This window comes from Pediococcus damnosus (genome assembly GCF_001611155.1).
In the GTDB taxonomy this organism is placed as follows: domain Bacteria; phylum Bacillota; class Bacilli; order Lactobacillales; family Lactobacillaceae; genus Pediococcus; species Pediococcus damnosus.
Map to the genome: position 1 here is coordinate 1428233 of NZ_CP012294.1, position 26898 is coordinate 1455130.

Below are 26898 nucleotides of genomic sequence, written 5' to 3' on the forward strand. Positions count from 1 at the left end.
TTTAGAATTAAGATACTGGCCGGTTTAATAGGCCTGAGTACCTTAATTCTTTTTGTTTTAGTGGGCATAAAAATAGAAAAATAGCATTATGTGGTATAATTTAAAGGTTGTAAATCAAAAAATTAGGAGTATGGATAAAATGAAAATGCAGTTGACAGAGATTGCCAATGCGATTGGAATTGAAGATGTACCTGAACATTGGGCGGCAATTACGATTGCAAACGTTGAGTTTGATAGCCGCAAGGTACGACCAAATTCACTATTTATTCCATTACAAGGGCAGCGAGACGGGCATGACTTTGCGGACACCGCGATCAAAAACGGGGCGGTTGCCACATTATGGGCAAAAGACCACACGAATGTTCCAACCGATTATCCAGCTTTGGTTGTGGATGATCCGTTGGAAGCATTGCAAAATCTAGCAGTTTATTATTTAGGAAAAATCAATCCTAAAGTTGTTGCCATTACAGGCAGCAACGGGAAAACAACGACTAAAGATATGACCGCTTCCTTGTTGGAAACTGAATATAATGTAGTTAAAACTGAAGCTAATTTTAATAATGACATTGGGGTTCCAGTGACATTATTAAATATGAATGCAAATACTGAAGTTGTGATTGTTGAAATGGGAATGGATCGCCCTGGGCAGTTAGACTTTCTAAGCAAGATGGTCCAGCCAGATACAGCTGTCATTACAATGATTGGTGAAGCTCACATTGAATTCTTTGGTACACGTGAAAAAATTGCGGATGCCAAAATGGAAATTACGGACGGTTTGAAAGATGATGGTTTGTTTATTTATAATGGTGACGAGCCCCTCTTAAGGGAACGAAGTAAGCAAGTTGACCAAGAGCAGTACACATTTGGCGATAGTGCGGCTGATAATCTTTTTTCTAGCAATGTCCAATTGGCAAAAAATCACACCGACTTTGAGATCAATTTAGTTCCTAACAAAACATATCGAATTCCGATGATTGGCAAGTATAATGTGATGAACGCGTTGGCGGCCATTGCGGTGGCGAAAGCTTACCACGTAGATCCTGCAAAAATTGGGGATGCACTCAGTAATTTTCAAATCACGCATAATCGGACTGAGTGGGTGCAAGGAAATGCCGGCGAGGCAATTTTAAGCGATGTGTATAATTCTAATCCTACAGCAGCTAAAGAAGTTTTGGATTCCTTTAGTCATACGGATACTGAAGGTCAACGAATGGTTGTTTTAGGGGATATGCTTGAATTAGGTGAGCAATCAGACGAAATGCACGTTAGTTTATCCGATTATTTGGACCCTAAATTAATTTCACAGGTCTATTTGGTCGGTAATCACATGAAAGCCTTAGCCCAGGCACTAGAAGCAAAATATAAAAAAGAACAGATTCATTGGTATACAGTAGAACAAGAAGATCAGGTAATTAAAGACCTTCAAGCTCGCTTAACGAAGCAAGATGAAATCTTGATTAAAGGTAGTCACGGGATCCATCTTGAGAAAGTTCTAGCAGGCCTGAAAGACTCATAAAGTAAGCGTTATAAGCAAATCAGAGCAATTGGTCTGGTTTGCTTATTTGCATTCACGGGTGTATGATACTAGGGTTATGTTTATAGTAGTGACTTCTCAGAATTGCAAGATAAAAGAACGGATTTTCTTTTGGATTTTGACAGAAGCACTTCACGATATCACTAGGAGGAAATTCATTTGAAGTTTACAGATTTTGAGTTATCGGATGATTTGCAAAAAACCATCAAAGAAAGTGGTTTTGAGGAACCTACCCCGATTCAAGCTCAGACAATTCCCCATGTTTTGGCTGGCAAAGATATTATTGGTCAGGCCCAAACAGGAACGGGAAAAACAGCCGCATTCGGCTTACCTATTTTAGAGCATGTTGATGTAAATGACCCTAATGTACAAGCATTAGTTGTTTCACCAACGCGTGAACTTGCCATTCAAACACAAGAAGAACTTTACCGTTTAGGTAGAGCAAAACATGTTAAAGTGCAAGTTGTATATGGTGGTGCCGATATTCGTCGCCAAATCAAGAATTTAAAGAGCCATCCCCAAATTATTGTTGGGACACCTGGTCGTTTATTAGATCATATTCGTCGTCATACAGTTAAATTGGAGCACGTCCAAACATTAGTTTTGGACGAAGCTGATGATATGTTAGATATGGGATTCTTACCTGATATCGAATCTATCATTTCCGAAACACCAGCCGATCGTCAGACTTTATTGTTCTCAGCAACAATGCCACCAGCTATGAAAAAGATTGGTGTTAAGTTCATGACGGATCCAGAACAAGTAACGGTTAAATCAAAAGAATTAACTACTGACTTAGTGGATCAATATTATATTAAATCAAAAGAATTTGAAAAATTTGATATGTTGACTCGTATTTTGGATGTTCAGACACCCAAATTAGCTTTGGTGTTTGGTCGTACAAAGCGTCGTGTTGATGAAGTTTCCCGTGGATTAGAAGCTCGTGGCTATAATGCTGCTGGAATTCATGGTGATCTTACCCAACAACGTCGTTCTAGTATTTTACAAAAGTTCCGAAATGGTCAAATCAGTATTTTAGTTGCAACTGATGTCGCAGCTCGTGGACTTGATATTTCGGGAGTTACCCATGTTTATAACTATGATATTCCCCAAGATCCTGACAGTTATGTCCATCGAATTGGCCGTACAGGCCGTGCCGGAGCACATGGTGTTTCAGTTACTTTTGTAACTCCTTGGGAAATGGATTATCTTCGTGATATTGAAAAGCTTATTAAGAAGCGCTTGCTTCCACTTAAGCCACCAACAGATGACGAAGCTTTACAGGGCCGTATAAAACTTGCTGAAGATGCTATTGATACTCTTGTTAAGAGCACGAAGGAAGAAAAATTCAGTGATCAGACCAAGGAATTGCTTGAGAAATACACACCTGAACAATTGGCTGCAGCCTTACTTAATAGTGAGACCAAGAGTGATTCAAGCCAAGTTAAGGTAAAAATCACACCTGAACGCCCATTACCAAATCATAAGGGCGGCAAGGGTCATGGTGGTGGCGGCCATCGTGGCGGTGGTTATCGTGGTAAGCGCCGTAGCAACAGTAGCAGCAGCTATCGTGGCGGTCGTGGTAATAACCGTGATAATTATGGCAAATCATCAGATCGTAGCCATGGTAATTACAAGAAGAATAATAGTAATGGTAGCAATAACGGTGGAAATCGTCATTCTTCATCGAATCGTAAATTTACCATTCGCGAACATAATTAGAAATTAATTGATGTTTAAAATAAAAAACGATTATTTGAACGCTCTTTATGAGAGTGTGGGATAATCGTTTTTTTGTAGTTATAAAAGGGTAATTCGAAAATGAAAAAAATTCATTTTGCCTTGAGTAAGATGAGTTTTACTTTCTATTGGTTACGATTTACACTTAAAAAGGTTTGTGATCGCGTGTTTTTTAATTTTAATCTCTTACACTATCTATGTGATTCAAAGATTCTAGCCGCTTTTTTGATTCTATCTGTTAACATAAAGTTAACTTTACTTTGGAGATGAGCCCATGATTTATGGAACAGGAATTGATTTGACCGATATTGATCGTGTAACTGAAGTGCAAGCACGGTTACCCAAATTTGCAGAACGTGTTTTGACGCCGCAGGAACTTAAGGTCTACCAAAAATATACAGGAACACGTGCAAGTGAATTTTTGGCCGGCCGTTTTTCCGCTAAGGAATCATATAGTAAAGCACTTGGCACTGGAATTGGTTCCGGAGTTGGATTTCAAGATGTTGAGATTTTGGATGAAGCTTCTGGACGCCCCAAAGTTAAGCGTCAGCCTTTTGATGGAATTGCACACGTCTCTATTTCACATACCGAGCACTATGTGATGACCCAAATGATTTTAGAAAAGAAAGGGTAATTTTTTATGAATGCAGGTACACATCGTCCAACAATTATTGAAGTTGATGCACAAGCAATTCGAGAAAATATTCATCAAGAATTGGCGAGAATGGATAGAAAAAGTGATTTGTTTGCGGTGGTCAAGGCAGATGGTTATGGGCACGGATTAGTCCAAGTTGCTAAATTTGTATCCGAAGCAGGTGCCACTGGATTTTGTGTTGCCATTTTGGACGAAGCACTCGAACTACGGACGGCTGGTTTTACACAACCAATATTGATCCTGGGAATTGTGGAACCAAAATATGCCCAGTTGTTGGCTGAACAAAAGATATCCGTTGCTGTAGGAAGTTGTGATTGGCTTAAAAAAGCGGCTCCGTTTGTGCATGGCGATGAACCAGTCCGAGTTCATTTGGCTTTGGATACAGGAATGGGTCGGATCGGATTTCAAGATCAAGATGAATTAAAAACAGCGCTAGATTATCTGCAAACTCATTCAGATCAGTTTTTATTTGAAGGAATTTTTACTCATTTTGCTACGGCAGATGAAACGGATGATCAGTATTTTAAATTGCAACTTTCGCGATTCAACGCATTTATGGATGTTTTGCCTCAACGTCCGCGTTATGTTCATGTTGCCAATTCAGCAACGAGTTTGTGGCATAAAGTTTGTGAAGGAAATATGATTCGATTTGGAATTGCGCTATATGGGATGAATCCATCTGGGAAAGCACTCTCTACGCCATATAAACTAAAACCAGCTATGGCGGTTACTTCTGAATTAGTATTTACCAAGCTTTTAAAGAAGGGCCGATCAGTTGGTTACGGGGCAACCTACACAGCTCAGCAGGATGAATGGATTGGAACGTTACCAATTGGCTATGCAGACGGATACCCGCGTTGTTTACAAGGATTTCATGTGCTTGTAGATGGCCAGAGCTGTGAGATTGTCGGGAGAATTTGTATGGATCAGTTGATGATTCGTTTACCCCATGATTATACAGTTGGTACGAAAGTGGTACTGGTTGGTAAGAGTGGCGAACAAGAAATAAAAATGGAAGATGTGGCGGAAGCAGCACATACCATTAGTTACGAAATTGCATGTGGTTTTGCTCCACGAATTCCACGAATTTATCTTCATGAGGAGAAATCTTAACAAAAGTGTTACCATTTAGTGCTAAAACGTGATATAGTAATGGTAATTCACGAGGATAGACGATGGGAGTTTTGATCATGGAAAATAAAAAACAAAATTTGATTGTAACTAATATTGCAACTAATAAGGATGTAACTGTGAGTCACTTACAGGCTTATTGTGATTTATTTGGCGTGAGTCAGGATGAAGTTTCCGATGATATGGTAAAAAATTATTTTGCGAATCATCAATTCGATCGCGTTCAAGAGTTAATTGATGGCTATGCTAAAATGGCTAATTTGAACGAGCAGATTGTGCATGAATTTCAAGCATGCGATGATGAGTGTTTTAACGAATTCTTGAGAAATTAAATAGGGGTGACAAACGTAATGAGTGAAGCCAACGTTAAACGTGGCGACATTTTTTATGCTGACTTGTCTCCTGTAGTTGGGTCTGAACAGGGTGGTTTGCGCCCTGTTTTAATTGTCCAAAACAATATTGGTAACCACTATAGTCCTACTGTGATTGTGGCAGCTATTACTGCTAAAATACAAAAACCAAAAATGCCAACCCACGTTGGAATTACAGCTGCAGAGACGGGTGTTGAACGAAATTCGGTTATTTTGCTAGAACAAATTCGAACAATTGATAAACAACGACTTAAAGATCAGGTCGGACAATTGGCTGTTAGCAAAATGCTTGAGGTAGATACAGCCTTAAAAGTGAGTGTCGGCCTGGCTGAGAATGTTCAACATACATAGAAATTGTTAAGACATCATATATATAAAGAAAAGGTGGCACTGAGTTATTGGTGGCCATCTTTTTTATTTTTTGGAGGTATTTTTATGGAAATTAAGTTGGAACGTATTTATACAAAGCCCGCAGATTTATCGGGATATCGTGTCTTGGTTGACCGATTATGGCCACGGGGGATTTCTAAGGTTAACGCTCAGTTAGATTGGTGGGCAAAAGAAATAGGACCAAGTACCGAACTAAGAAAGTGGTTCGATCATGATCCTAAAAAGTTTGAGGAATTTTCCAAAAAGTATGAAACAGAACTTAACACAGCAGAATTTAGTACGGAATTTATGACACAGATTAAAAAGCAACTGCAGACCCAAGACGTAATTTTTTTGTACGGGGCTAAAGACGAAAAACATAACCAAGCAGTTATTTTGAAAACGTACGTTGAAGCTAAACTTGCAGATTAGTCAAAAAAGTAGGACATTTGATAATCTGCCACAAAAATGCCGTTAATGAAAAATTCGTCTTTTAAAATTCCTTCGGTTTCAAAACCGTGTTTTTGATAAAAACGGATGGCGCCAGGATTTGTACCTAACGCTCTGAGATGTAATTTATGAACGCTGGAATCCTGGGCAAATTTTTTAAAGTGTTCCAGTAGTTTGCCACCGATCCCGTCAGATTGATGGGCAGGATCAACACCTATTCCGAATGTCCATGTGTATTTCGATGTTGGTTTTGAAGAGGCAGGATGGTAATCAATTGAACCTACCGGAAGATCATTAATGAGTGCAACGATTGTATTGTTACTAGAATGATCCTTAAGGTAATCCTGGGCCGTTGAATAATTAACGTCGACGGGGGTATTGTTAGAAGTCCAAATTTTGTTTTCAATTTTAAATAACGATTCTGCGTCAGATTGACAAAAAGGCCGGATCATTAATGTGTTTTTCATAGAAGCCTCCTGAATTAGTAATGATTTTATGATATCATAAAAAGGTTCGTGGTTCGCAATTATCCCACACAAAAAAACTAAGGAGGTATTTCTAATGACTAATCATCAGACGAAAACCTGGATTATTAATGCAATGGTAGCGGCATTGTATATTGTATTATCATTATTAGTTGGTATTTTGAACCTTGCATCTGGTGCAATTCAGTTTCGAATTTCTGAAGGGCTAAATCACTTGGTTGTCTTTAACAAAAAATATATTTGGGGAATCGTCGCGGGTGTATTGTTATTTAATGCGTTCGGACCTGGTAATTCAATTCCTAATGTTATTTTTGGAACAGGACAATCCTTATTAGCACTATTGATTGTGGCATATATAAGTCCAAGATTGCCAAAAATGTGGCAAAAAATGGCATTAAACACCATTTTGTTCACAGTATCGATGTGTTTGGTAGCATTAGAGTTAAAACTGACGTTAAATCTACCATTTTGGTGGACGTATTTCACAACGGCAGTTTCTGAATTAATCATCATGACTATCACAGCACCAATTATGTATTATCTAGATAAGTTTGTGCACTTTAATCAACGAATTGAAGAAAAGTGAGTGAGTGGAACAAAACGTTAAAGCCCAATGAAATAAGAAAACCGGAAGTGGGATCGTATCCCGCTGTGAGGTTCACTTATTTCATTGGGTTTGTTTTGTGCAGCTGTCCTCAAAATGAGTGAGTGGAACAAAGCGGTTAAACCTCGAAATATAAGAGTGACGGCGGTGGGATCGCAATCCCGCCAGAGGTGCACTTAGATTTTGTGGTTTGCTTTGCGGAGCTGTCCTCAAAATAATGAGTGGAACAAAGCGGTTAAACCTCGAAATGTAAGAGTGACGGTAGCCTAAATAACCTTATTCCCCACGTTTTAGACATAAAGTTCGAAAACATAAAAAAGAGGCTGAGAAAAGTATTTTTTCTCAGCCTCTTTTGATTCTTAAATATGATCATAGGACTGTAAATCTTCAATTTCAGGAACGCGGAACTCTTTTCGCTCAAGATTATCAACAATCCGGTCAAGTTTTTTCTTGCCCACACCAGAAGGTAATGTGAAGAGTGTTCGGTGAACCAGCTCGCCACCTTGAGCATCTAATGACATAACACTCGCGATTGACGTATATTTAGTGATGATTTTAGCCATTGAAGCTAAATCGCCACGTTCGCCGATGGAAACAACGGTCAATACATAACTGCCGACGTTAACATTCCATGATTGAGATAACATGTCTAACAAACGGGCATGAGTTAAAATACCATAGAAATGATTATTATCATCTAAAACAGTGATGTACGGTAAATCTTTGATGGAGAAAAAAACATTAAAAAATGCTGAGTTCACGGAAATGAATTTGGTTGCATTTTTTAATAGCGTTGTCACAGGTAGGCTCATATCGCCGCCTCGTGATTTATGCCGATAAATATGCATTTTATAAATATTCCCGCGGAATAATTGCCGGGTTTCATCTAAGATAGGCACACAACGAAAGCCTGAATCCTCAAGAATTTTTAATGCTTCCTCCAAAGTTGCGTCTTCACGAATGGTGGTTAGACGTTCCTTGGGTTTAACAAGTGATTTTAAGAGCATAACAACATCCCTCCAACTGAATAACTAAATAAAAGTAATCTTCACAGACCTAATAATAGCATGTTTTCAAAAAGAGTGCGATAAAATAATGAGAGTTGTATGTGTCAAGTTTTAGTAGGTAGTGTCTCTAATTAGATTTTATTTATGTTTTTAACTACTTTTTGTTTCGTTCCGGCGTTGATGCGGGGCCGTGTGGGTCGCTTACGAGCTAACTTCTTGCCCTTCAGGCCAAAAGTGGATCTCTCCAGTCTCCCATGTCTCTAAGCGATAAATCGCTAAGTGACATCGACACACTCTTTCACCAACGCCTCCACTCCACTTGTTATTCAAATCCTATGAAATAGCCTTCACCAAATTACCCATAGCACTGCTAGTTGCTGCGTCTAATGAAATACTGCCGTGCCTAATTCCTTGATGTTGCGTAAAAGGCTGTTTAAGAAAATAACTAGCGGCCACTTTAACTGGCATGATGCTTATTGGCAAGGTATTGGGCATCTTTATCATTGCTGTTTCTAATTGCCCGTTAATTTCACTGGTAATCACCGCAATCATCGCCTTCAATCCAGCTTTACTCCAAGAGCGACCTTGATGTTTTAACCGATAGGTAAAGCGTCGATGATTACTTTCACAGCCACCTAAACACACGGTTTCGGTAGCTAAGCTTCGCTTGTCAGCTGGCTTTAAATAATTCCAGTTACGTTTCAAGTAACTCCGTAAAAGCTGAATTGCTTCCAGACTATCCGCATCATTGGCTTGGAACTCACACGTATCAAGGACAATTTGAACTTGATCATTATCCCAATTATGCACACCCTGAAATAGTTTACTTTGCAGAATTTTAGGCATCTTGCTTAATCGACTACGAATTTTTCGGTTCAAGTGATAACGATCTAAAAAGTGCTCATGTTTTTTGGCCCCAACCGCTAATTCATCAAAGCAGGATGGTTCATAGCCACTCCCATTATCGCTACCGGTAATCATTGTAGTTGCTCGTAAATCATAATTCTGATCGAGATAATCTTGTACTTGATTAAAAACTGCTTGCCGGTTTAATCCCGTAAATACATGTCGGTTTAACGTCTGTCGGCGCTGGCCATTTTGGCTAATACCTTCCGTTAGTTGCAGTCGATGAATAAAGACATTTTTATGGTGTTGCTTAGCCTTTAAGGCCACACAAAAGGCATCGCCTTCCAAATACAGATAAGGAACTCGCCGTTTCTTTTCGATGTTCACTAATGTGGTTTCTTCACGCTGCTTTTCACATTGCGTACCGGCTGCTTGATAAAGTTGACCAACTTTTTGATGACTGATAGAAAGTGGGGTTAAAAGGTTAACAGCCAAAGCTGTTGTCCGTAAAACACTATGTGAAGCTAGCTTGGCAACCTTTTCGACCATTAAGGGTGAAAATCTACTTCGTGGAATTAACTGCAAATAACGATCCAAAGGAAAGACATACTTTTTATCAGCTAGCTTCACTAACCGGCGTTTGAAAGTTACGGCCCCACACATGAAATTCAAAGTTCTTTCGCGTTTACCGACAATTTCTTGGTATTTTGTTTCACCAATTAAAAGATCATCCAACTCTTCTAGTGCTTGACCTAAAGCAGTGGCAATCAACGCTTGACACCGAATCATTAAATCTTGTTCCGCATTAAATAAACTATTACTATCCTTTAAAACTGTCATGATTTCTGTTAAGATTTGAGACATGAAGACCGTTACCTCCTAATTTTTGGCTACCAACCTAATTAGAAGATTAACGGTCTTCTCGTGTTTTGAAAAGGCTTTTTTTTACTTTCCTACTAAAACTTTACACTAACATGAGAGTTCTCATTATTCTATCGCATTCTTTTAAGAAATCTCGTTAAAAAACGATAACTGGGGTTCCTAATGCAACGAGCTTATAAACTTTAGGCATGACAGACGGTGGTGTGTTGACACAACCATTTGATCCATGGGTTTTATACCAGGTCCCGCCAAAAGTTGGTTGCCAAGAAGCATCATGAATACCAATACCGGTATCATCAATTGGCATCCAGTAACTAACTTTGGATGCATAGGCGGTTCCATCAAGCTCGTTTCCTCTTAGTGTTGTATTCCGCTTTTTTGCCCATACGGACCAAACACCAGTTGTAGTGGTTTGTTTGGGTGGCAAACCAGTTACAACGTTGGTTTTTAATTTTAATTTTCCGTCTACATAGATGAACATTTTTTGATTTTTCTTATCAACTTCAACATAGGTATTTCCAATAATTTGTTTTTTGGTATTATAACCGGTTCCTTGAATAACTGGTTCACGTTCAAAACTTTTGCCTTTAAGAATTTCTTGGGTGAGGGCTGTTGTTTCATCGGCAATTTTGATGCTCCAGCCGTAAAAACCGCCGCTAACTTTTACAGTACCTCGGAGTGTGCTCTTAAACGTCTTTGTTTTTCCGTAAGTTTTGTACTTATTATCTATTTTTGTCACATAAGCCTTCACAAGTCTCTGGTTTAGGGAAATTTGATTATTGTTATAGGTAATCCATTTAGCAAGATCAGATGTAGGAATGGTGACTTTATGACCACCGACATTAATAACCGCTTTTTCGTTAACAATCTCCTTAACTAGCTTTGCGTCAGTGGCAGTTTTTGCAGAAGAATTAGCTTGCGCTGTTTTATAAACTGAAGAGTCTAACTTTAAGGCAGTTGCCCCATTAGTTAAAGCTTTTTTGAGACTGGTTGCTAATTTGGTTACATCAACTTGATTTCCTTGTTTCGCATCAGTTGTCGTTACTTTGCCATTGCTCACTTTAAGGGAAGCTGGTGTGCTAGCGGTTCGGTTCTGATTTAACTTAGCAGTTTCTGTAGCAACTAATTTATTAAATTGGCTGCTATTTACAGTCGTGCTAGAAAACTTTGTTGTTTTACTGGCTTCAACGCTACTTACGAGATGCAGTGGCCAGGACCAACTGGTTTGGTTATTTAGTGCAGATTTTAGAGAAGAAGAGTGAAACGTAAATCCAGTCTGATTCGTATTAAAGCTTGTGAGAATCTTGCCATTTTGTGTAATAGAAAATTTGCGATTAGCAAGTTGCTTGTTGATCAGCGTTGAAGCTTGATGGGCAGTTTTGTTACCAACATTAACGCCAGCAATTTTAGTGTTTGGTAAAAAACGATTGTTGGAGTCAAAGTGATAAGCGCCAATTCCGTAGATAATTGCTAATAAAATAATAAAGAGGCCAATGAAGCGCCATGAAGGTTTAGATTTGTGTCTCATTTAATTTCTCCTTGTCACTAATTTATAGTTCCATAACTTAAGATACCAAAAAAGTGATAAAACTACAATAGTGGTTTTTACTTTAATTCAAGTTGGAAAATTTGCAGATAAAAAAATCGATAACTCGCCGAAAAGGAATTTCGCGAATTACCGATTTTAATGGATGTTTTGTTAAGTTTAACTTTATTTTTCTAAGTTAGCCAAACCATCGTTTAAAACTTTTTTCAAAGTCTTAGCAGATGCAGCCATCTTTTGTTTCTCATCAGCATTTAATGGCGATTCGATCACACGTGCCAAACCAGAACCATTAATAACAGCTGGTGTACCGATGTAAATGTCTTTCAAACCGTCATATTGGCCGTCCATGTAAGCACCAACGGGGAGAACAGCATTTTCATCACGTAAGATTGCTTTTGAAATTCTTGTTAAAGTAGTTGCAACACCATAGAAGGTTGCGCCCTTTTTGTTGATGATTTCGTAAGCTTTGTTACGAACATCATCTTCAATTTTAGCAAGATCATCAGCTGTAACGCCTTCTTCTTTAGCAATTTCAAGCAATGGCTTTGTACCGATTGTTGCTGCTGAGTAGCCAGCAAATTCGGAATCGCCATGTTCGCCCAAGATATAAGCATCAACAGAAGTAGGTGAAACATTAAATTTCTTACCAAGTGCCACACGTAAACGAGCAGTATCCAAAGAAATTCCTGAGCCGATAACCTTTTCCTTAGGGAATCCTGAGAATTTCCAAGTAGCGTAAGTTAAGATATCAACAGGGTTAGCAGCAACCAAGAAGATACCATCGAATCCTGAATCAACAACTGGTTTAACGATTGTTGATAAAATCTTCAAGTTCTTGTTTACAAGGTCTAAACGAGTTTCACCAGGTTTTTGAGGTGCGCCAGCTGTAATAACAACTAAGTCAGCATCCTTACAATCTGAGTATTCACCAGAATAGATATTCTTTGGTGAAGTGAATGGGATTGCATCTTCAAGGTCAAGTGCATCTCCTTGAGTACGATCCTTAATGACATCAACAACGACAAATTCTTCGGCAATTCCTTGTTGAGCCATAGCAAATGCATAACTAGAACCAACAGCGCCATCGCCAACTAAAACAACTTTTTGATGATTTGGTGTATTAGACAATATAATAACATCCTTTCAATTTATAATTTCAGTACAAGTATAACACGTTACCCTTTAATTTCGTATTTAGTAACTCATATTTATTGAAAAATGTTGTTAAATATTTAGATTTTAATTGCGACGAAAAAAATTTGGTTCAAAGCTTCTTGTGAGGAGCTTCAGTTAATGGAGAAAAACACTGTAATTTTTCTTGATTTGAGGATCCAAAACTGCAACAAATAGGCGAATATGCTACAATTGGGTAATTGTTAAACGGAACGCTGAACAGATTAATTCTGTTCGGCCATTTTGTCTGTTTCAGATAAAAATAATGGGAGCGTAATACAAATGAAAATGATCGTTGGTTTAGGAAATGTTGGTGCAAAGTATGACGGGACACGCCATAATACAGGATTTATGGTGGTAGATGAATTTGCTCGTGTTCATCAGGCTACTTTTTCTAAACATCAAATGGAAGCGAGTCTGGCAACTACTGTTGTGAATGGCGAAAAGATCTTATTGGTAAAGCCCTCAACTTATATGAATGATTCGGGAAGGGCAGTCCGTCCTTTGCTAGATTATTACAAAATTGATATTGCTGATCTGATCGTTGTGCATGATGATATGGATTTGCCAGTTGGTAAAATCCGATTTCGGCAAAAGGGAGCAGCTGGTGGTCATAATGGTATTAAAAGTTTAATTGCTCATTTAAAAACACAAAATTTTGATCGTTTAAAAGTAGGGACGGATCATCCTCAAAAAACAACCGTAGTTAATTATGTGCTGAGTAAGTTTACAGCCACGCAACAACCTTTATTTGATGAAAGTGTTGATCATAGTGTTAACGGATTGGAAGATTGGGTGAATGGGATGTCCATTGCTGATCTAATGAATAAGTACAATTAAAAGATTAAGCCTTGTGGTGATAAGTCAAGTATGTAAAAAACTTTGTTTTTATTATTAATTAGTTCTTGAGAGTATACCTTCCCCAGCCCACTAAAACAGTTAATTTAGCGGGTTAAGAAGGGACTCAGTATCGTAAACTCGAAGGCTATACCACTTTGGGTGGTATATAAAATTGATGGTTTCTAAGCAAGACTTCCACCAATCTCACAAGCTTTCGTGCCGTCAAGACAATAGCTCGACGATGACGATACTTGGGTACCTCTTCATATTTTTTGTGGTAATAGCGTTGGTAAGTAATATCATAACGTCTTATCGAATTGGCAGCTTCAACTAGATAATAACGAAGATATTGATTACCCTTACGAGTTCGTGGCGTAGCTTGACGAACACTCGTACCTGATTCATGTGGTAACCAAGCCAGACCTGCATACTTGGCAATATGGCTTTCATCCGGAAAACGTTCAATTTGACCAATTTCTGCCACAATACCGGCCGCATAAACTGGACCAATACCGGGAACACTAGTTAAACAATTGATATCTGTGTTTTGAGTAGATATCTGTGTAATTGTTTTATCCAAAACTTGGATTTGTTTTTTTAACATCCGAATTTCATTAGCATAGACCGCTAAGATTTCATCAACAGAATCTGTTACGACTTTTGATAGACGATAAGAAGAACGAGTTGCTTTCTTAATGGCTTTAGCAACGGCTTCGGCATCACCAAATTTACCGTGGGCTAACTGTTGAAGATGTGTCACTAATTCATCAAGAGGTAGCGCCGCTGCCTCGTCCAAGGTTAACTCTTCATCAGTAATTAGGGTCATCATAGCTGAGCCAAAAACTGAGGTGGGTAACTCTCGTTCTAAAGTATTACAACGATAATAGAGGTTGTTCAAAAAATGATTTTTTGAATCGGTCATTTGTTTAACCAAGTGATAGCGTTCACGGGTTAAACGTTGCAGCGCAACATAATTTTCTTGGCGAGCAACAGGGGTTCCAAGTGGTTCTACACGCAATAAATCGGCTAATTGCTTGGCATCAATTGCATCAGTTTTACCGTCATTAAAGAGCTGACTAAAGTGATGTGATGTGTAGGGATTAATGGTAATTACCGATAAGCCTAAGGCTTGTAACTCGCTATCTTCGGCCAAAAAAGTCATTGGATGAAAGTTATAAACAGAAGTAGCTTCCATACCAGCTGTGATTTTTTCATAATGATGCGTTTGAGTTTCGGTTAGGACCGTCTGTTTGATCTTAATGGCGCCATTGAGATCATTAGTAGTTTCACCTTGAAAACAACAACGTTGATCCGAATCTAAAGCACAAAAGTCTAATTTATTTTTACCAACATCAATACCTAAATATAAATTCATAGGATAAGGACCTCCTTTCATTGTGAATTAATTGGATAAGCTTAGGTGCTGCGTGATGTTCCCTAATTCCAATTCTAACGGGCATCCTCGCAATATAAGTAGACTAGATTAAGTGATTCAGCTGCGTGTCACGCGAGTGAACACGAATCACTCTAATCGCTACAGCTTGTGGTTTGCGGTGTTTCGAATTGTCTGGGCGGCACGCTTAAAACGTAGATAAACTACAAGGGGAGAAAGCCTATACCAGTTGGACCTAAATCCAATGAACAATTAGAGAATATCACGCAGCATCTAAGTAGTGAATAGTAAGAAACAAAGTTTCAAAATATATAATACGAGGGGGATCACTATGAACATTCAGGATTTCTTTGCCCAAAGTCATGAAGTCCAACAAGTTCTCAGTGCTACGAATCCTGACAGTCGCCAATTAGTCACGGGTTTAGTTGGATCCGCAAAGACGCTTTTATTAACTGAATTACTTAGTCATCAAAATGCGCCTATTTTAACAATTTCGGATAATCTATACCACGCGCAACAATTAACCGATGATTTGCAAAATATTCTTGAAGAATCCCAAGTTCATTTGTTCCCGGTAGAAGAAACAATTGCGGCATCGGCAGCTACCAGTGCCCCTGTTTATCGTGGGCAACGCACTGAGTTCTTACACGCGTTGATTACGAATGAACCAGGAATTTATGTCACTTCAGTGTCAGGATTGCGCCGATTTCTTCCGCAAAAAAAGGTTATGCAACAGGCAGTTCTTGAAGTTAGTGTTGGCAAAGAGTTTGAGCTGACAGAGCTTGAAGACCAATTGGTGGATATGGGATTTGTGCGAGAAGAAATGGTTGCACGACCAGGAGATTTTGCGGTGCGGGGCTCAATTGTGGATATTTATCCATTAAATATGGATTACCCTGTGCGAATTGACTTCTTTGATACCGAGGTTGATTCATTACGTTACTTCGATGCAGAAAACCAACGAAGTGTTAAAAATATTGAAGCCGTGACAATCTTGCCGGCAACGGACTTTATTGTGACAAAGGCTATGCTGGAAAAAGGCATTGAAAATTATCAAAAAGCAGTTAAAAGCGAAAAAAAGCGTTTAGAGTCCGATAATGATATTCAACTTTTGGATTCACAGGCTGAAACGATTTTGGCCAGGTGGCAAGATCGAAATGTGCAACCGGAAGACATTGTCCTTTCTGACTATCTTTATGATGAAAAAGATAGTTTGTTGGATTACATGGATGAAACCGGGGTCCTTGTTTTCGATGACTATTCTCGAATCTTGGAAGCCGAACGTGATCTGCAAGATGATGACGCCGAGTGGGTAGCAGATAAACTAAAAACGCATCAGGTCATTTCAAATGAAAAATTTGGATTTGAAATTCGCAAATTAATCAAGGATCACAATCAGGCTCAAATTTTGTTATCTTTGTTTCAAAAGGGCCTTGGACGCTTAAAATTAGATCAACTGGTGGATATTAGAACGCGGGCAATGCAAGAGTTTTATGGACAAATGCCCGTTTTAAAGACAGAAATGGATCGTTGGCAAAAGCAGGAACAAACAATTGTTGTTCTTATTCAAAAGAAGGAGCGTTTGGATAAGGTTAGTTCTACGCTCCGAGATTTTGAGATTTCAGCGGTTGTGGCCCGTGATCAGGAAGTGCAACCCAAGGCAGTTACCATTTTGCAAGGGCAGTTAGCAAGTGGATTTGAATATCCAGAGTCTAACTTAGTTGTTATTACTGAGCATGAACTGTTTGCAAAGATCCCGAAGAAGCGGCCAAAACGCCAAAAAATGGAAAACACCCAACGACTCAAAAGTTATACAGAGTTAAAGCCGGGTGATTTTGTCGTACATGTGAATCACGGAATTGGCCGGTATACAGGGATGACCACAATGCTTGTAGATGGAGTTCATCAAGACTACATCACAATTCAGTACGCTGGGAGTGGCAAATTATTTATCCCCGTGACTCAGCTGAATTTAGTGCAAAAGTATGTGGCTTCTGAAGGTAAACATCCGCGTTTAAATAAATTAGGTGGCAGCGACTGGTCCAAGACCAAGCGTAAAGTGGCAGCCAAAATTGAAGATATTGCCGATGAATTGGTTGATTTGTATGCGCAACGAGAAGCAGAAAAGGGATACGCCTTTTCAAAAGATGACGATTATCAACGTCAATTTGAAGACGATTTTGCTTATTCTGAAACGCCTGATCAGTTGCGAAGTGTCGTTGAAATTAAGCACGATATGGAACGGCCTAAACCAATGGATCGCTTGTTGGTCGGCGATGTTGGGTATGGAAAAACTGAAGTTGCTTTAAGAGCAGCCTTTAAGGCAATTGAAGATGGTAAACAAGTTGCCTTTTTGGTACCGACAACCATTTTGGCACAACAACATTATGAAACAATGATTAATCGTTTTAGTGGTTATCCGATTTCAGTAGGGGTGTTATCCCGTTTCCGAACGAGACCACAAATCAAAGAAACTTTGGATGGGTTACAAAATGGAACCGTGGATATTGTGGTAGGAACCCATCGGTTATTATCAAAGGACGTTAAGTTTCAAGATTTGGGTCTATTAATTATTGATGAAGAGCAACGATTTGGGGTTAAACACAAGGAAAAGATCAAGAGGCTCAAATCTGACGTTGATGTTTTAACTCTGACGGCCACGCCAATTCCACGGACACTTAACATGTCGATGATTGGGGTTCGCGATCTTTCCGTTATTGAAACGCCACCAACTAACCGGTATCCCATTCAAACATATGTAATGGAAGAAAACGCCGGAGCCATTCGCGATGGTATTCATCGTGAATTACAGCGTGGCGGTCAAGTTTTCTATTTGCATAATCGGGTTGAGGACATTGAAGAAACGGTTAGTCAGGTTGAAGCATTGGTTCCAGAAGCAAGTGTGACTTACATTCATGGCCAAATGTCGGAAAAGCAAATGGAAGGCGTTTTGTATGACTTTGTTCAAGGCGAGTACGATGTGCTGGTGACGACCACAATTATTGAAACTGGTGTGGATATTCCGAATGTGAACACATTGTTTGTTGAAAATGCGGATCATATGGGATTATCACAGTTGTATCAGTTACGAGGTCGAATTGGGCGGAGCAGCCGGGTGGCTTATGCATACTTTACGTATAAACCTAATAAAGTCCTCACTGAGGTTAGTGAAAAGCGTTTAGAAGCGATCAAAGATTTTACGGAGTTAGGTTCTGGTTTTAAAATTGCGATGCGGGATCTATCCATTCGTGGGGCCGGCAATTTGCTTGGGCAACAGCAACATGGATTTATTGATTCAGTTGGGTACGATTTGTACACCCAAATGCTGACAGATGCAGTGAATCAAAAACAAGGCAAAAAAGCTAAGGTCGCAACCGATTCAGAAGTTGAACTGGGTGTGGAAGCTTATTTACCAAGTACGTATATTGAAGATCAACGACAAAAGATTGAATTGTACAAACGAATTCGTCAAATTGAGAATCAAGACCAGTATGTTGAGATTCAAGAAGATTTGATTGATCGGTTTGGCGAATATCCAATTGAAGTTACTAATTTGCTTGCAATCGGGCAGCTTAAAATGTTGGCCGATGAAGCTTTGATTGAAAAGATTCAACGTCATGACGATGCGATTCAAGTTACCTTATCGCCGCGGGCTACTGGTAAGTTACAGCAAGCTGATATCTTTGAGGCATTATCAGCCACAAAACTGCGCGCGATGGTCAATGTTGACGGTGGTAAAATGCAGATTAAATTAGTGATTCAACCAAAAATGCAGGAAAAAGATTGGTTAGCGCAATTAAAAGAATTCGTGGAAGCATTGATAAAAAAAGTGGCGTAGTTTAAAGGAGGACACTCCCGTGCAAAATAAAAAGATGAAAAATGCGATGCAAGGAGCGTTTATTTTAACCTTCGCGTCACTGGTGGCAAAGGTGTTAAGTGCCGTTTATCGAATTCCTCTCCAAAATTTAGTGGGTAACACCGGTTTTTACGTCTATCAACAAATAGATCCGATCTATGGGATTGGGATCACGTTTGCGCTGAGCGGCTTTCCGGTTTTTGTTTCTAAATTAATTGCTGAACAAGAAACTGAAATACAGAAGGTTAAAATTGCGCGGCGAGCATTTGTTATTCTGAGTGGTATTTCACTTGTAATTGTTATCTCATTGTTGAGCTTTGCTCCTGAGATTGCTGGTGGAATGGGAGATGCTGGGCTTACACCTTTGATCCGCTGTGTTTCGTTAATGTTTATTTTCATGCCTTTTCTGGCAGTTGGGAGAGGCTATTATCAAGGGATTTTTCAGATGATTCCCACGGCCCGCTCACAAGTAATGGAACAGGTGGTCCGCGTAGCAATCATTATTGGTGTGGCCTACACAGCAGCTAGTCAAAATTGGAACGTATATCGAATGGGCACCTGGGCAATGTCAGGAGCAGTCGTGGCTGCAATTGTGAGCACTTTATACTTTTTACGATTATTTCGGAAAAAAATATTTGCACCCTTACCAAGTCAAGCTGGTGTTTCGTTAGAGCCAGTTACTAGCTACTCAAAATTAGGCAAACGGTTTTTGATAGAGGGTGGCACAATTTGTTTATTTGCAGCCATTATCATTCTGTTGCAGTTAATTGATTCGTTTACTGTGAAAAATGGGCTGGTAGCAAGTGGTGTGTCTAATGGAAACGCAAAGGCACTAAAAGGAATTTACGATCGTGCTCAGCCCTTGGTTCAGTTGGGGTTAGTGGTGGCAACTTCATTTTCAACCACCTTATTGCCGACCTTAACCAAGGCAGTTCAAAAGCATAATCGTTACGAGTTTAAAAGAACCGTTCAATCAATGTTGCACATTAGTTTGGCAATTTCGGTTGCCGCAACGGTAGGGATGATCACCTTGCTTCCTCAAATTAACCGGTTATTGTTTGGAAATACCGAAGGAACCTCCGCAATCATGATTTATGTGATCGCTGTGATTTTAGCTGCCCTAATTGCGACTTATAATAGTGTGCTCCAAAGTGTGAATGTTTTCAGACCGGCAATATTGGCCTTTTTTACAGGTTTAGGTGTGAAATTAGTTTTCAACCGGTTGGCAGTGACCAAGTATGGAATCAACGGTGCTAGTTTAGTAACGGTGCTCAGTTTGGCCGTGATTCTGATTTGCATGCAAATTGGTAGCCCAGATTCTTTGAAGGATAACCTTAAACTAGATTGGCGATTCTTCGCAAAATTGGTACTTGCAAGCGGAAGTATGGCACTGGTGGTTAATTGGAGTAAACTGGTGTTGCTGGGACTGTTTCCTGATGTAGGTCGAATAGAATTAGGAATTATTGTTGTGGCTGTGGTTTTATTGGGTGGCTTAACATTCATTGGGGTTGCCATTGGTGTGCGTTTGTTCACGATTCGCGAATGGTTAACCATTCCATATGGAAAGAAATTACTCAAAAAAATAGTTAGATAACGAGGATTTTCAAAAAAGTAAATTACTTTTGGATAGCATTATTAGGGGAGAAGGCACAAAAATGATTCCGGGTACTGCTATTAAAAAATTTAGTCCATCGAAATTAGGTAAACTGCCGTCCTCCGGCTCACTTGGCCTGGAACGGGGTGGGCACGATTTGAAGCCAAGCAGGTCACTTGTCTTCAAACTCGACCTTTATCTAAACGATAAATCGCTAAGATAAATTTTACCCCTGAGGCCAAAACGCCTACGAACTGGGGAAGTTGTTGTCTATAGATAATTCGTACGAGCACCTCCATAACAATCTTTGTGTTAAATATAATTAATTTTAAAACTTGAATCAGTCTGGAAGAAAATGGGCTCAGTCGTGCCCACTACGTTCCGGCCCAGATTTGCTGGAAGACGGCATCTGAACTAATTTGATTGTTATTAACTCTTTTGTATCAGGTAATTAGGTGAAGCTTAGTACTTTCAACCCTTAGTAGCATTACGATAACTAAATAGAAACGAGGAGAACAAATGCGATTAGATAAATTTTTAAAAATCTCGAGAATCATTAAACGACGTTCTATTGCCAAAGAAATTGCAGATCAGGGACGGATTACAATTAATGGGCGCGTAGCGAAATCATCTACCAATGTTGTTGTGAATGACAAGCTTGTGATTAAGTTTGGAAATAAAACGCTGACGGTTCGGGTCGATGCATTGTTAGAGACAACTAAAAAAGATGATGCAGAACGCATGTTTACAATTTTGGCGGAAGATTACGAGAAAGATTATCGAAAATAAATTGTTTGGGCGTTAGCTTTCTCAACCAATTTTAAAAACCAAAATAAATGGGGTCAGGTTTCCACTTTGTGGTTGCTTGGCCCCATTTTTAGTGCATAGGAAACCACTTACAAAATTTAATGAAATCTTCGCTACAAAGCCATGGACAGGTTTCTGAGAGGTTGTTATAATTACAGGTAGAAATAGTAAAAATCAAAAGTGGGGTTGCATAAATGGTGAGTAATGTGAACGATATTAAGAAACAAAATACAATAGCTACTGAAAAAATAAGCAAAATTCGTACAGCTCGTTTACATCGCTTTTATATTATTATGGGGATCTTTATTGTTTTTGCCGGCATCCTTTCCTTCCAACTCATCCATACGCATTATGAAAGGGCGCAAGTTGAACAACAAATTAGTACAAGTAAAAAACATTATACAACTGCTAAAAATCAAAATGAAACTTTAGATGTCCAAGTGAAACAATTAAATAATGATAATTATTTACAAAAGTTACTTCGGGAAAAGTATTATTACAGCAAGTCGGGTGAAATCATTTACAGTTTGCCTTCTGATCATTCTGAAGATGTGAGTCAAAAATAAAATTTAATTTTTTAAAAGACCAATTATTTTGAAGCTCGTTATTTCAAAAATATAATTGGCCTTTTTTATTGGTCAGCTTTGCTTCTGATTTTCTCGCACTCAACGTTAGGTGGTGCTATACTAATTACACATAGTCTAAGGAGGAAGTACTTTTTTATGGCAATTGAAGTTGGGTCAAAAGTATCTGGTAAAGTTTCTGGAATCACTAATTTTGGGGCGTTTATTGATTTAGGCGATCACAAAACAGGATTAGTTCACATTAGCGAAGTTTCCAACAAGTTTATAAAAGATATCCATGATGTTTTAACTGTTGGGGATACGGTCACAGTCAAAGTTCTGACAATCGGTGATGATGGCAAGATTGGACTATCAATGCGTAAGGCCGAGGATCGGCCAGAACATGAACATGAGCATCATAGTCACTCTGAACATGCTAATCATTCGAATCATGCAGGACATACTACTAATTCGCATTATTCTTCAAAATCAAGTTCTCATTATCAGGGACACAACAATAGTCATCATGAAGCACCAAAGGATTTTGATTCCTTACTTTCTGGATTCTTGAAAGATAGTGAGGAGCGCCTTACAACCTTGAAACATAATACTGAAGGCAAGCGTGGCGGTCGTGGCGGTCGTCGCAGTTAAATTAGTAAGATAAAGTATAGGGTCTGATTCAAAACATTTGTTTTGGTCGGGCCTTTTTTAAAAAGTTAGAAGGTGAAGTCACGTGAAGAGCCAACTCCAAGATGAATTTAATTTAGCGATTCGTGATTACCAATTAACACCAAAAACGGTGGTCGTCGTTGCTGTTTCGACGGGAGTAGATTCGATGGTGTTGCTCACGCTGTTGGAAAATCTTCCATTGGCCAAACGGCCTAAAATTGTAATTGCCCATGTAAATCACAAATTAAGGAACCAAAGTAGTGAAGAGCAGGCGTTCATTGAAGTTTACGCTAAAGCACATCAGTTAAAGCTGGAAATTGAAGTTTGGCCAGTTTCAAAACATCCCAAAACGGGAATTGAAAATGCGGCTCGAAAAATTCGTTACACTTTTTTTGCGAAAGTTGCTGATAAATATCAAGCACAATTTTTATTTACGGCTCACCATGCTGATGATCAAGCTGAAACGTTTTTGATGAAGTTAGTGCGTGGCGGATCGCTTCAACAATTGCAAGGAATTGGGGTGCGACAATTAACAAAACACACGCAAATTCAGCGTCCACTCTTAAATTTTGCTAAGACTGACATTCGTGAGTTTGCAACTGATAACCATGTGAAGTGGTATGAAGATGAGACCAATACAGATCAAAGCCTTACGCGAAATCGAATGCGAACAGAAATTGTGCCAAAACTTAAGCAGGAAAATTCAAAGTTTTTGGCACATGTTCAAAGTTATGAAACACAACTTCAAAGGCTGTTGCGGGCCACATCACAACATGCAGATGAACTTGTTAAACAAATTATGAGCAAGGATGGGTATCAAACCGAGGCCTTTTTAAAGCTGAGTCCGGAATGGCAAGATTTGGTTTTACAAGAAATTGCTTTGCAGAAACTTGGGGCAGGCAAATTGACAGATTCTCAGCGGATAGAAATCTTGCATCTTTTACATAATCAACAAAAACCAACCGCGCAGATTCAGGTCTCTTCTCAGATGCTTTTTTCAAAAAATTACGCCCAATTTGGCTTTTTTCCTGCAAGTGAATTGCGAGAAAAAGGCCAAGCACCTGTGTATTCTATGTTAAAATTAAATCAATGGCATGATATTGGAGAGTACGGGACGGTTGGATGGTTTGATGCCAACAAAATATCTCAGGATTTAGTAAATGCCGATCAAGTAATGAAACTTAGTAAGAACCAAATTAAAACACCATTTTTTGTGGGAGCTGGATCAGTAGATATCAAACTTCGCTTAAAAAATGGTGGCCATAAATCCATCCGTCGCGTGTTGATGGATGCTAAAGTACCGGTTTCAAAACGCAAAGGTTGGCCAGTATTAAAGGATGCCAATCAACAAGCAGTTTGGCTATTGGGAATTCGTAAGAGTTGGCTTGAAGAACCTTTTGACAGCCAGCAACAACAGTATTTCATAATCTGGAAAACAAATAATCTGGAGGAATTGAATTGATGAACGATGATATTGAACGTATTTTGTATAGTCAAGAGGACATTGCCAAAGCAGCTAAACGGTTGGGACAGCAAATAACGACGGATTATAAGGATAAGGTACCAGTTGTGATTAGTGTATTATCTGGGGCTGTTTTTATTACAACCGATGTTCTGCGCCAAATGGACGTTTACACACAGTTGGCGTTTATTGACGTTTCCAGTTACAATGGGGGAACAAAATCTTCCGGAGAAGTTCGGCTGGTAACTGATATTACTCAAAATGTCGCTGATCGTGACGTTTTAATTATTGAAGATATTGTTGATACCGGACGAACTTTGAAGTTTATTATTGACCTTTTAAAGCAACGCCATGCTAAAAGTGTTCGAGTTTGTACTTTATTAGATAAACCAACTGGACGAGTTTTAGAAGTTAAAGCAGATTATGTTGGTTTTAAAGTTCCTGATGAATTTGTCGTTGGGTATGGACTAGATTATAAAGGTGAGTATCGCAATCTGCCATACGTAGGTGTTTTGAAGCCTAAAATTTATCTGGATAAATAATTGGTCAAAATTGGTCAAGTGTGATATTATCTATCTATCGAAGGTAAAGCAGAGGTTTGCTCAGCATTCGTAAAACCGTTATCAAGGAGGATTCCAATGAATAAAAAAGGGAATAACAACGGACTTTTAAAAAACAGTTTGTTTTATATCGTTATTTTCTTGTGTATTGTGGGGATTATTTATTTCTTCACTGGACAAGGTAGTTCAACACAAACAAAGACGATTTCATCAAGTGATTTTGTGACCCAATTGCAAAAGAATAAGGTTAAGAGTTTTGAAGTACAGCCTACGAATGGTGTTTATAAAATTACCGGTAAATATCGTACTGCACAAAAGGCTTCTGCCCAATCTGGTTTATTCCCGGCGTCTGGTTCGAGTACTACAGTTGATAGTTTTACAGCAACTGTTTTGCAGAATGATTCTACGACTGCACAAATTACCCGAGCTGCACAAAAGGAAAATGTCAAAATGGACACAAAACCAGAGGCTTCTAACAGTTTCTGGGTCCAGTTATTAGTTACAGGAATACCACTTCTTATCTTCATCGTTTTCTTCTACATGATGATGAGCCAAGCCGGCCAAGGTGGCGGTGGCGGCAGCAAGGGTGTTATGAACTTTGGTAAATCAAAAGTTAAACCGGCTGATAAAAAGTCTAACAAAGTTCGTTTCTCTGATGTTGCAGGTGAAGAAGAAGAAAAACAAGAATTAGTTGAAGTTGTTGAATTCTTGAAGGATCCTCGTAAGTTTTCTTCGTTAGGGGCGCGAATACCGGCCGGTGTCCTCTTGGAGGGGCCCCCGGGTACTGGTAAAACTTTACTAGCAAAAGCTGTTGCTGGTGAAGCGGGTGTTCCATTCTACTCAATTTCTGGTTCAGACTTCGTTGAAATGTTTGTCGGAGTTGGTGCTAGTCGAGTACGTGATTTGTTTGATCAAGCTAAAAAGAATTCTCCTTCCATCATCTTCATTGATGAAATTGATGCGGTTGGTCGTAAACGTGGCAGTGGCATGGGTGGTGGCCATGATGAACGTGAACAAACGTTGAATCAATTGTTGGTTGAAATGGATGGATTCACGGGTAATGAAGGCGTGATTGTCATGGCGGCTACTAACCGTTCTGATGTCTTAGATCCAGCCTTACTTCGTCCCGGCCGATTTGATCGAAAGATCTTGGTTGGTCGTCCCGATGTTCGTGGTCGTGAAGCAATTCTGAAGGTTCATTCTAAAAACAAACCATTGGATAAAGATGTTGATTTAAATGAGATTGCAAAACAGACTCCAGGGTTTGTTGGTGCTGATCTTGAAAACTTATTAAACGAAGCAGCTTTACTTGCGGCTAGACGTAATAAGAAGGTTATCGATGCATCCGATTTGGATGAGGCTGAAGATCGAGTTATTGCTGGTCCAGCCAAGAAGAATGCAGTTGTTAACCCACTTGAACGTAAGACAGTGGCTTACCATGAGGCTGGTCATACAATTGTTGGTTTAGTATTGAATGACGCTCGTGTTGTTCATAAAGTTACGATTGTTCCTCGAGGTCGTGCAGGTGGTTATGCCATCATGCTTCCTCGTGAAGATCAGAACTTGATGTCTAAAAAAGACGCTATGGAGCAGATTGCCGGGTTAATGGGTGGTCGTGCTGCTGAAGAAACGATCTTTAATTCGAAATCTTCTGGCGCTTCTAATGACTTCCAGCAAGCAACTGGAATTGCTCGCGCGATGGTTACCCAATACGGGATGAGTGACAAGATTGGCCAAGTTGAGTTAGCAGCTCCTGGACAGTCGTACTATGGCGAAAGTGGTCCTGCATACTCTGAGAAGACAGCTGGAATTATTGATGATGAAGTTCGTCGTCTTACTGATGAAGGGCATCAAACCGCGTTGGATATCATTGCTTCACATCGTGAACAGCATAAGATTATTGCTGAAGCACTTTTGAAGTATGAAACTTTGGATGAAAAACAAATTTTGAGCTTGTTTAAGACTGGAAAGATGCCCGACAGTGGGGCAGCTTCTGATTTCCCAAGTGAAAAGGCAGCTACATTTGAAGAATCAAAACGTGAATTAGAACGTAAAGAAGCAGAACGTCATGCGGATGATGATAGCAAGGATGATTCAGATACCGATAAAGAAGATACACCATTGAATACACCAAGCGAACATGATACGGATGATTCTGGTAGTGAACATCGTTTACCAAGTTCTCATGATCAAAATTCTAGTGATTCTAAGAAAGATTCACAAGATGATCATTCAGACGATCACACAAATCTTTAAATTCAAACTATAAACAGTAAACTTTCTTTATTGAGAGTTTACTGTTTTTTGTAGCATTGGGTTGGTTTCAACCTTAAAATGTGTAAAAATATAAGATAGTGAAGA

23 protein-coding genes and 1 riboswitch are annotated in these 26898 nt (G+C 39.2%); of the genes, 17 read left to right on the forward strand and 6 right to left on the reverse strand.

Features of this window, described 5'->3' with window-relative positions; genetic code table 11:
- Window positions 1–139: 139 nt before the first annotated feature.
- From ADU73_RS06660 to ADU73_RS06690, 7 genes are all read left to right on the forward strand, one after another.
- Window positions 140–1516, forward strand: coding sequence for a UDP-N-acetylmuramoyl-tripeptide--D-alanyl-D-alanine ligase (locus tag ADU73_RS06660; protein WP_046871606.1), 1377 nt, complete (start codon window positions 140–142; stop codon window positions 1514–1516).
- Window positions 1517–1693: 177 nt separating this feature from the next.
- Complete coding sequence (gene cshA, locus ADU73_RS06665; protein ID WP_046871607.1) at window positions 1694–3256, forward strand: degradosome RNA helicase CshA; 1563 nt, start codon at window positions 1694–1696, stop codon at window positions 3254–3256.
- A gap of 292 nt (window positions 3257–3548) precedes the next feature.
- Entirely contained in the window at window positions 3549–3908 is a 360-nt protein-coding gene (acpS, locus tag ADU73_RS06670) for a holo-ACP synthase (protein WP_046871608.1), read from the forward strand.
- 6 nt (window positions 3909–3914) lie between these two features.
- Window positions 3915–5042: an alanine racemase gene (gene alr, locus ADU73_RS06675; RefSeq protein ID WP_046871609.1), complete on the forward strand. Its 1128-nt coding sequence runs from the start codon at window positions 3915–3917 to the stop codon at window positions 5040–5042.
- A 77-nt stretch (window positions 5043–5119) separates the two neighbouring features.
- Window positions 5120–5392: a hypothetical protein gene (locus tag ADU73_RS06680; protein WP_141306217.1), complete on the forward strand. Its 273-nt coding sequence runs from the start codon at window positions 5120–5122 to the stop codon at window positions 5390–5392.
- An 18-nt stretch (window positions 5393–5410) separates the two neighbouring features.
- Window positions 5411–5782 carry a type II toxin-antitoxin system PemK/MazF family toxin gene (locus ADU73_RS06685; RefSeq protein WP_062913313.1) on the forward strand — a complete coding sequence of 124 codons (372 nt, stop codon included), beginning with the start codon at window positions 5411–5413 and terminating at the stop codon, window positions 5780–5782.
- An 84-nt stretch (window positions 5783–5866) separates the two neighbouring features.
- A complete protein-coding gene (locus ADU73_RS06690; protein WP_046871612.1) occupies window positions 5867–6232 on the forward strand; it encodes a DUF488 domain-containing protein in 366 nt (121 codons plus the stop codon).
- Here the strand turns inward: ADU73_RS06690 and ADU73_RS06695 are convergent.
- Window positions 6229–6717: a GNAT family N-acetyltransferase gene (locus tag ADU73_RS06695; RefSeq protein ID WP_062913314.1), complete on the reverse strand. Its 489-nt coding sequence runs from the start codon at window positions 6715–6717 to the stop codon at window positions 6229–6231. The two genes, ADU73_RS06690 and ADU73_RS06695, sit on opposite strands and share 4 nt — an antisense overlap.
- A gap of 42 nt (window positions 6718–6759) precedes the next feature.
- Window positions 6760–6804, forward strand: a riboswitch (PreQ1 riboswitch).
- A gap of 7 nt (window positions 6805–6811) precedes the next feature.
- Between ADU73_RS06695 and ADU73_RS06700 the strand changes: the two genes are divergently transcribed.
- Entirely contained in the window at window positions 6812–7321 is a 510-nt protein-coding gene (locus tag ADU73_RS06700; protein WP_046871614.1) for a QueT transporter family protein, read from the forward strand.
- A 377-nt stretch (window positions 7322–7698) separates the two neighbouring features.
- Here ADU73_RS06700 and cbpA read toward each other — a convergent pair whose 3' ends face one another.
- The 4 genes from cbpA to ADU73_RS06720 all read right to left on the reverse strand — a co-directional run bounded on the left by cbpA (window position 7699) and on the right by ADU73_RS06720 (window position 12748).
- Complete coding sequence (cbpA, locus tag ADU73_RS06705) at window positions 7699–8346, reverse strand: cyclic di-AMP binding protein CbpA (RefSeq protein ID WP_046871615.1); 648 nt, start codon at window positions 8344–8346, stop codon at window positions 7699–7701.
- Window positions 8347–8679: 333 nt separating this feature from the next.
- Window positions 8680–10056 carry an ISLre2 family transposase gene (locus tag ADU73_RS06710; protein ID WP_062913143.1) on the reverse strand — a complete coding sequence of 459 codons (1377 nt, stop codon included), beginning with the start codon at window positions 10054–10056 and terminating at the stop codon, window positions 8680–8682.
- A 154-nt stretch (window positions 10057–10210) separates the two neighbouring features.
- Window positions 10211–11602 (reverse strand): L,D-transpeptidase family protein, encoded by a 1392-nt coding sequence (locus tag ADU73_RS06715; RefSeq protein ID WP_046871616.1) that lies wholly within the window; start codon window positions 11600–11602, stop codon window positions 10211–10213.
- Between the two features lie 183 nt (window positions 11603–11785).
- Window positions 11786–12748, reverse strand: coding sequence for an L-lactate dehydrogenase (locus ADU73_RS06720; protein WP_062913315.1), 963 nt, complete (start codon window positions 12746–12748; stop codon window positions 11786–11788).
- Window positions 12749–13075: 327 nt separating this feature from the next.
- On the opposite strand from ADU73_RS06720, the gene pth reads away from it, so the two are divergent.
- Window positions 13076–13633, forward strand: a complete 558-nt coding sequence (pth, locus tag ADU73_RS06725; protein WP_046871618.1) for an aminoacyl-tRNA hydrolase — start codon at window positions 13076–13078, stop codon at window positions 13631–13633.
- 145 nt (window positions 13634–13778) lie between these two features.
- Here the strand turns inward: pth and ADU73_RS06730 are convergent, their stop codons facing one another.
- Window positions 13779–15008 carry an IS110 family RNA-guided transposase gene (locus ADU73_RS06730; protein WP_056986621.1) on the reverse strand — a complete coding sequence of 410 codons (1230 nt, stop codon included), beginning with the start codon at window positions 15006–15008 and terminating at the stop codon, window positions 13779–13781.
- Between the two features lie 349 nt (window positions 15009–15357).
- On the opposite strand from ADU73_RS06730, the gene mfd reads away from it, so the two are divergent.
- The 8 genes from mfd (at window position 15358) to ftsH (ending at window position 26793) form a co-directional block, all read left to right on the forward strand.
- Window positions 15358–18864 (forward strand): transcription-repair coupling factor, encoded by a 3507-nt coding sequence (mfd, locus tag ADU73_RS06735; protein WP_046871619.1) that lies wholly within the window; start codon window positions 15358–15360, stop codon window positions 18862–18864.
- A gap of 19 nt (window positions 18865–18883) precedes the next feature.
- Window positions 18884–20476: a putative polysaccharide biosynthesis protein gene (locus ADU73_RS06740; protein WP_420892288.1), complete on the forward strand. Its 1593-nt coding sequence runs from the start codon at window positions 18884–18886 to the stop codon at window positions 20474–20476.
- A 519-nt stretch (window positions 20477–20995) separates the two neighbouring features.
- Entirely contained in the window at window positions 20996–21265 is a 270-nt protein-coding gene (locus ADU73_RS06745) for an RNA-binding S4 domain-containing protein (RefSeq protein WP_046871932.1), read from the forward strand.
- 212 nt (window positions 21266–21477) lie between these two features.
- Window positions 21478–21849 carry an FtsB family cell division protein gene (locus tag ADU73_RS06750; RefSeq protein WP_062913316.1) on the forward strand — a complete coding sequence of 124 codons (372 nt, stop codon included), beginning with the start codon at window positions 21478–21480 and terminating at the stop codon, window positions 21847–21849.
- Between the two features lie 156 nt (window positions 21850–22005).
- Window positions 22006–22497 carry a S1 domain-containing RNA-binding protein gene (locus ADU73_RS06755; protein WP_046871931.1) on the forward strand — a complete coding sequence of 164 codons (492 nt, stop codon included), beginning with the start codon at window positions 22006–22008 and terminating at the stop codon, window positions 22495–22497.
- An 82-nt stretch (window positions 22498–22579) separates the two neighbouring features.
- On the forward strand, window positions 22580–23977 hold the full coding sequence (gene tilS, locus ADU73_RS06760; protein WP_062913317.1) for a tRNA lysidine(34) synthetase TilS: 1398 nt from the start codon (window positions 22580–22582) through the stop codon (window positions 23975–23977).
- Window positions 23977–24519: a hypoxanthine phosphoribosyltransferase gene (hpt, locus tag ADU73_RS06765; protein ID WP_046871930.1), complete on the forward strand. Its 543-nt coding sequence runs from the start codon at window positions 23977–23979 to the stop codon at window positions 24517–24519. The genes tilS and hpt overlap by 1 nt, the downstream gene beginning before the upstream one ends.
- Window positions 24520–24615: 96 nt before the next feature.
- Window positions 24616–26793 (forward strand): ATP-dependent zinc metalloprotease FtsH, encoded by a 2178-nt coding sequence (ftsH, locus tag ADU73_RS06770; RefSeq protein ID WP_046871929.1) that lies wholly within the window; start codon window positions 24616–24618, stop codon window positions 26791–26793.
- The last annotated feature ends 105 nt before the right edge of the window (window positions 26794–26898 follow it).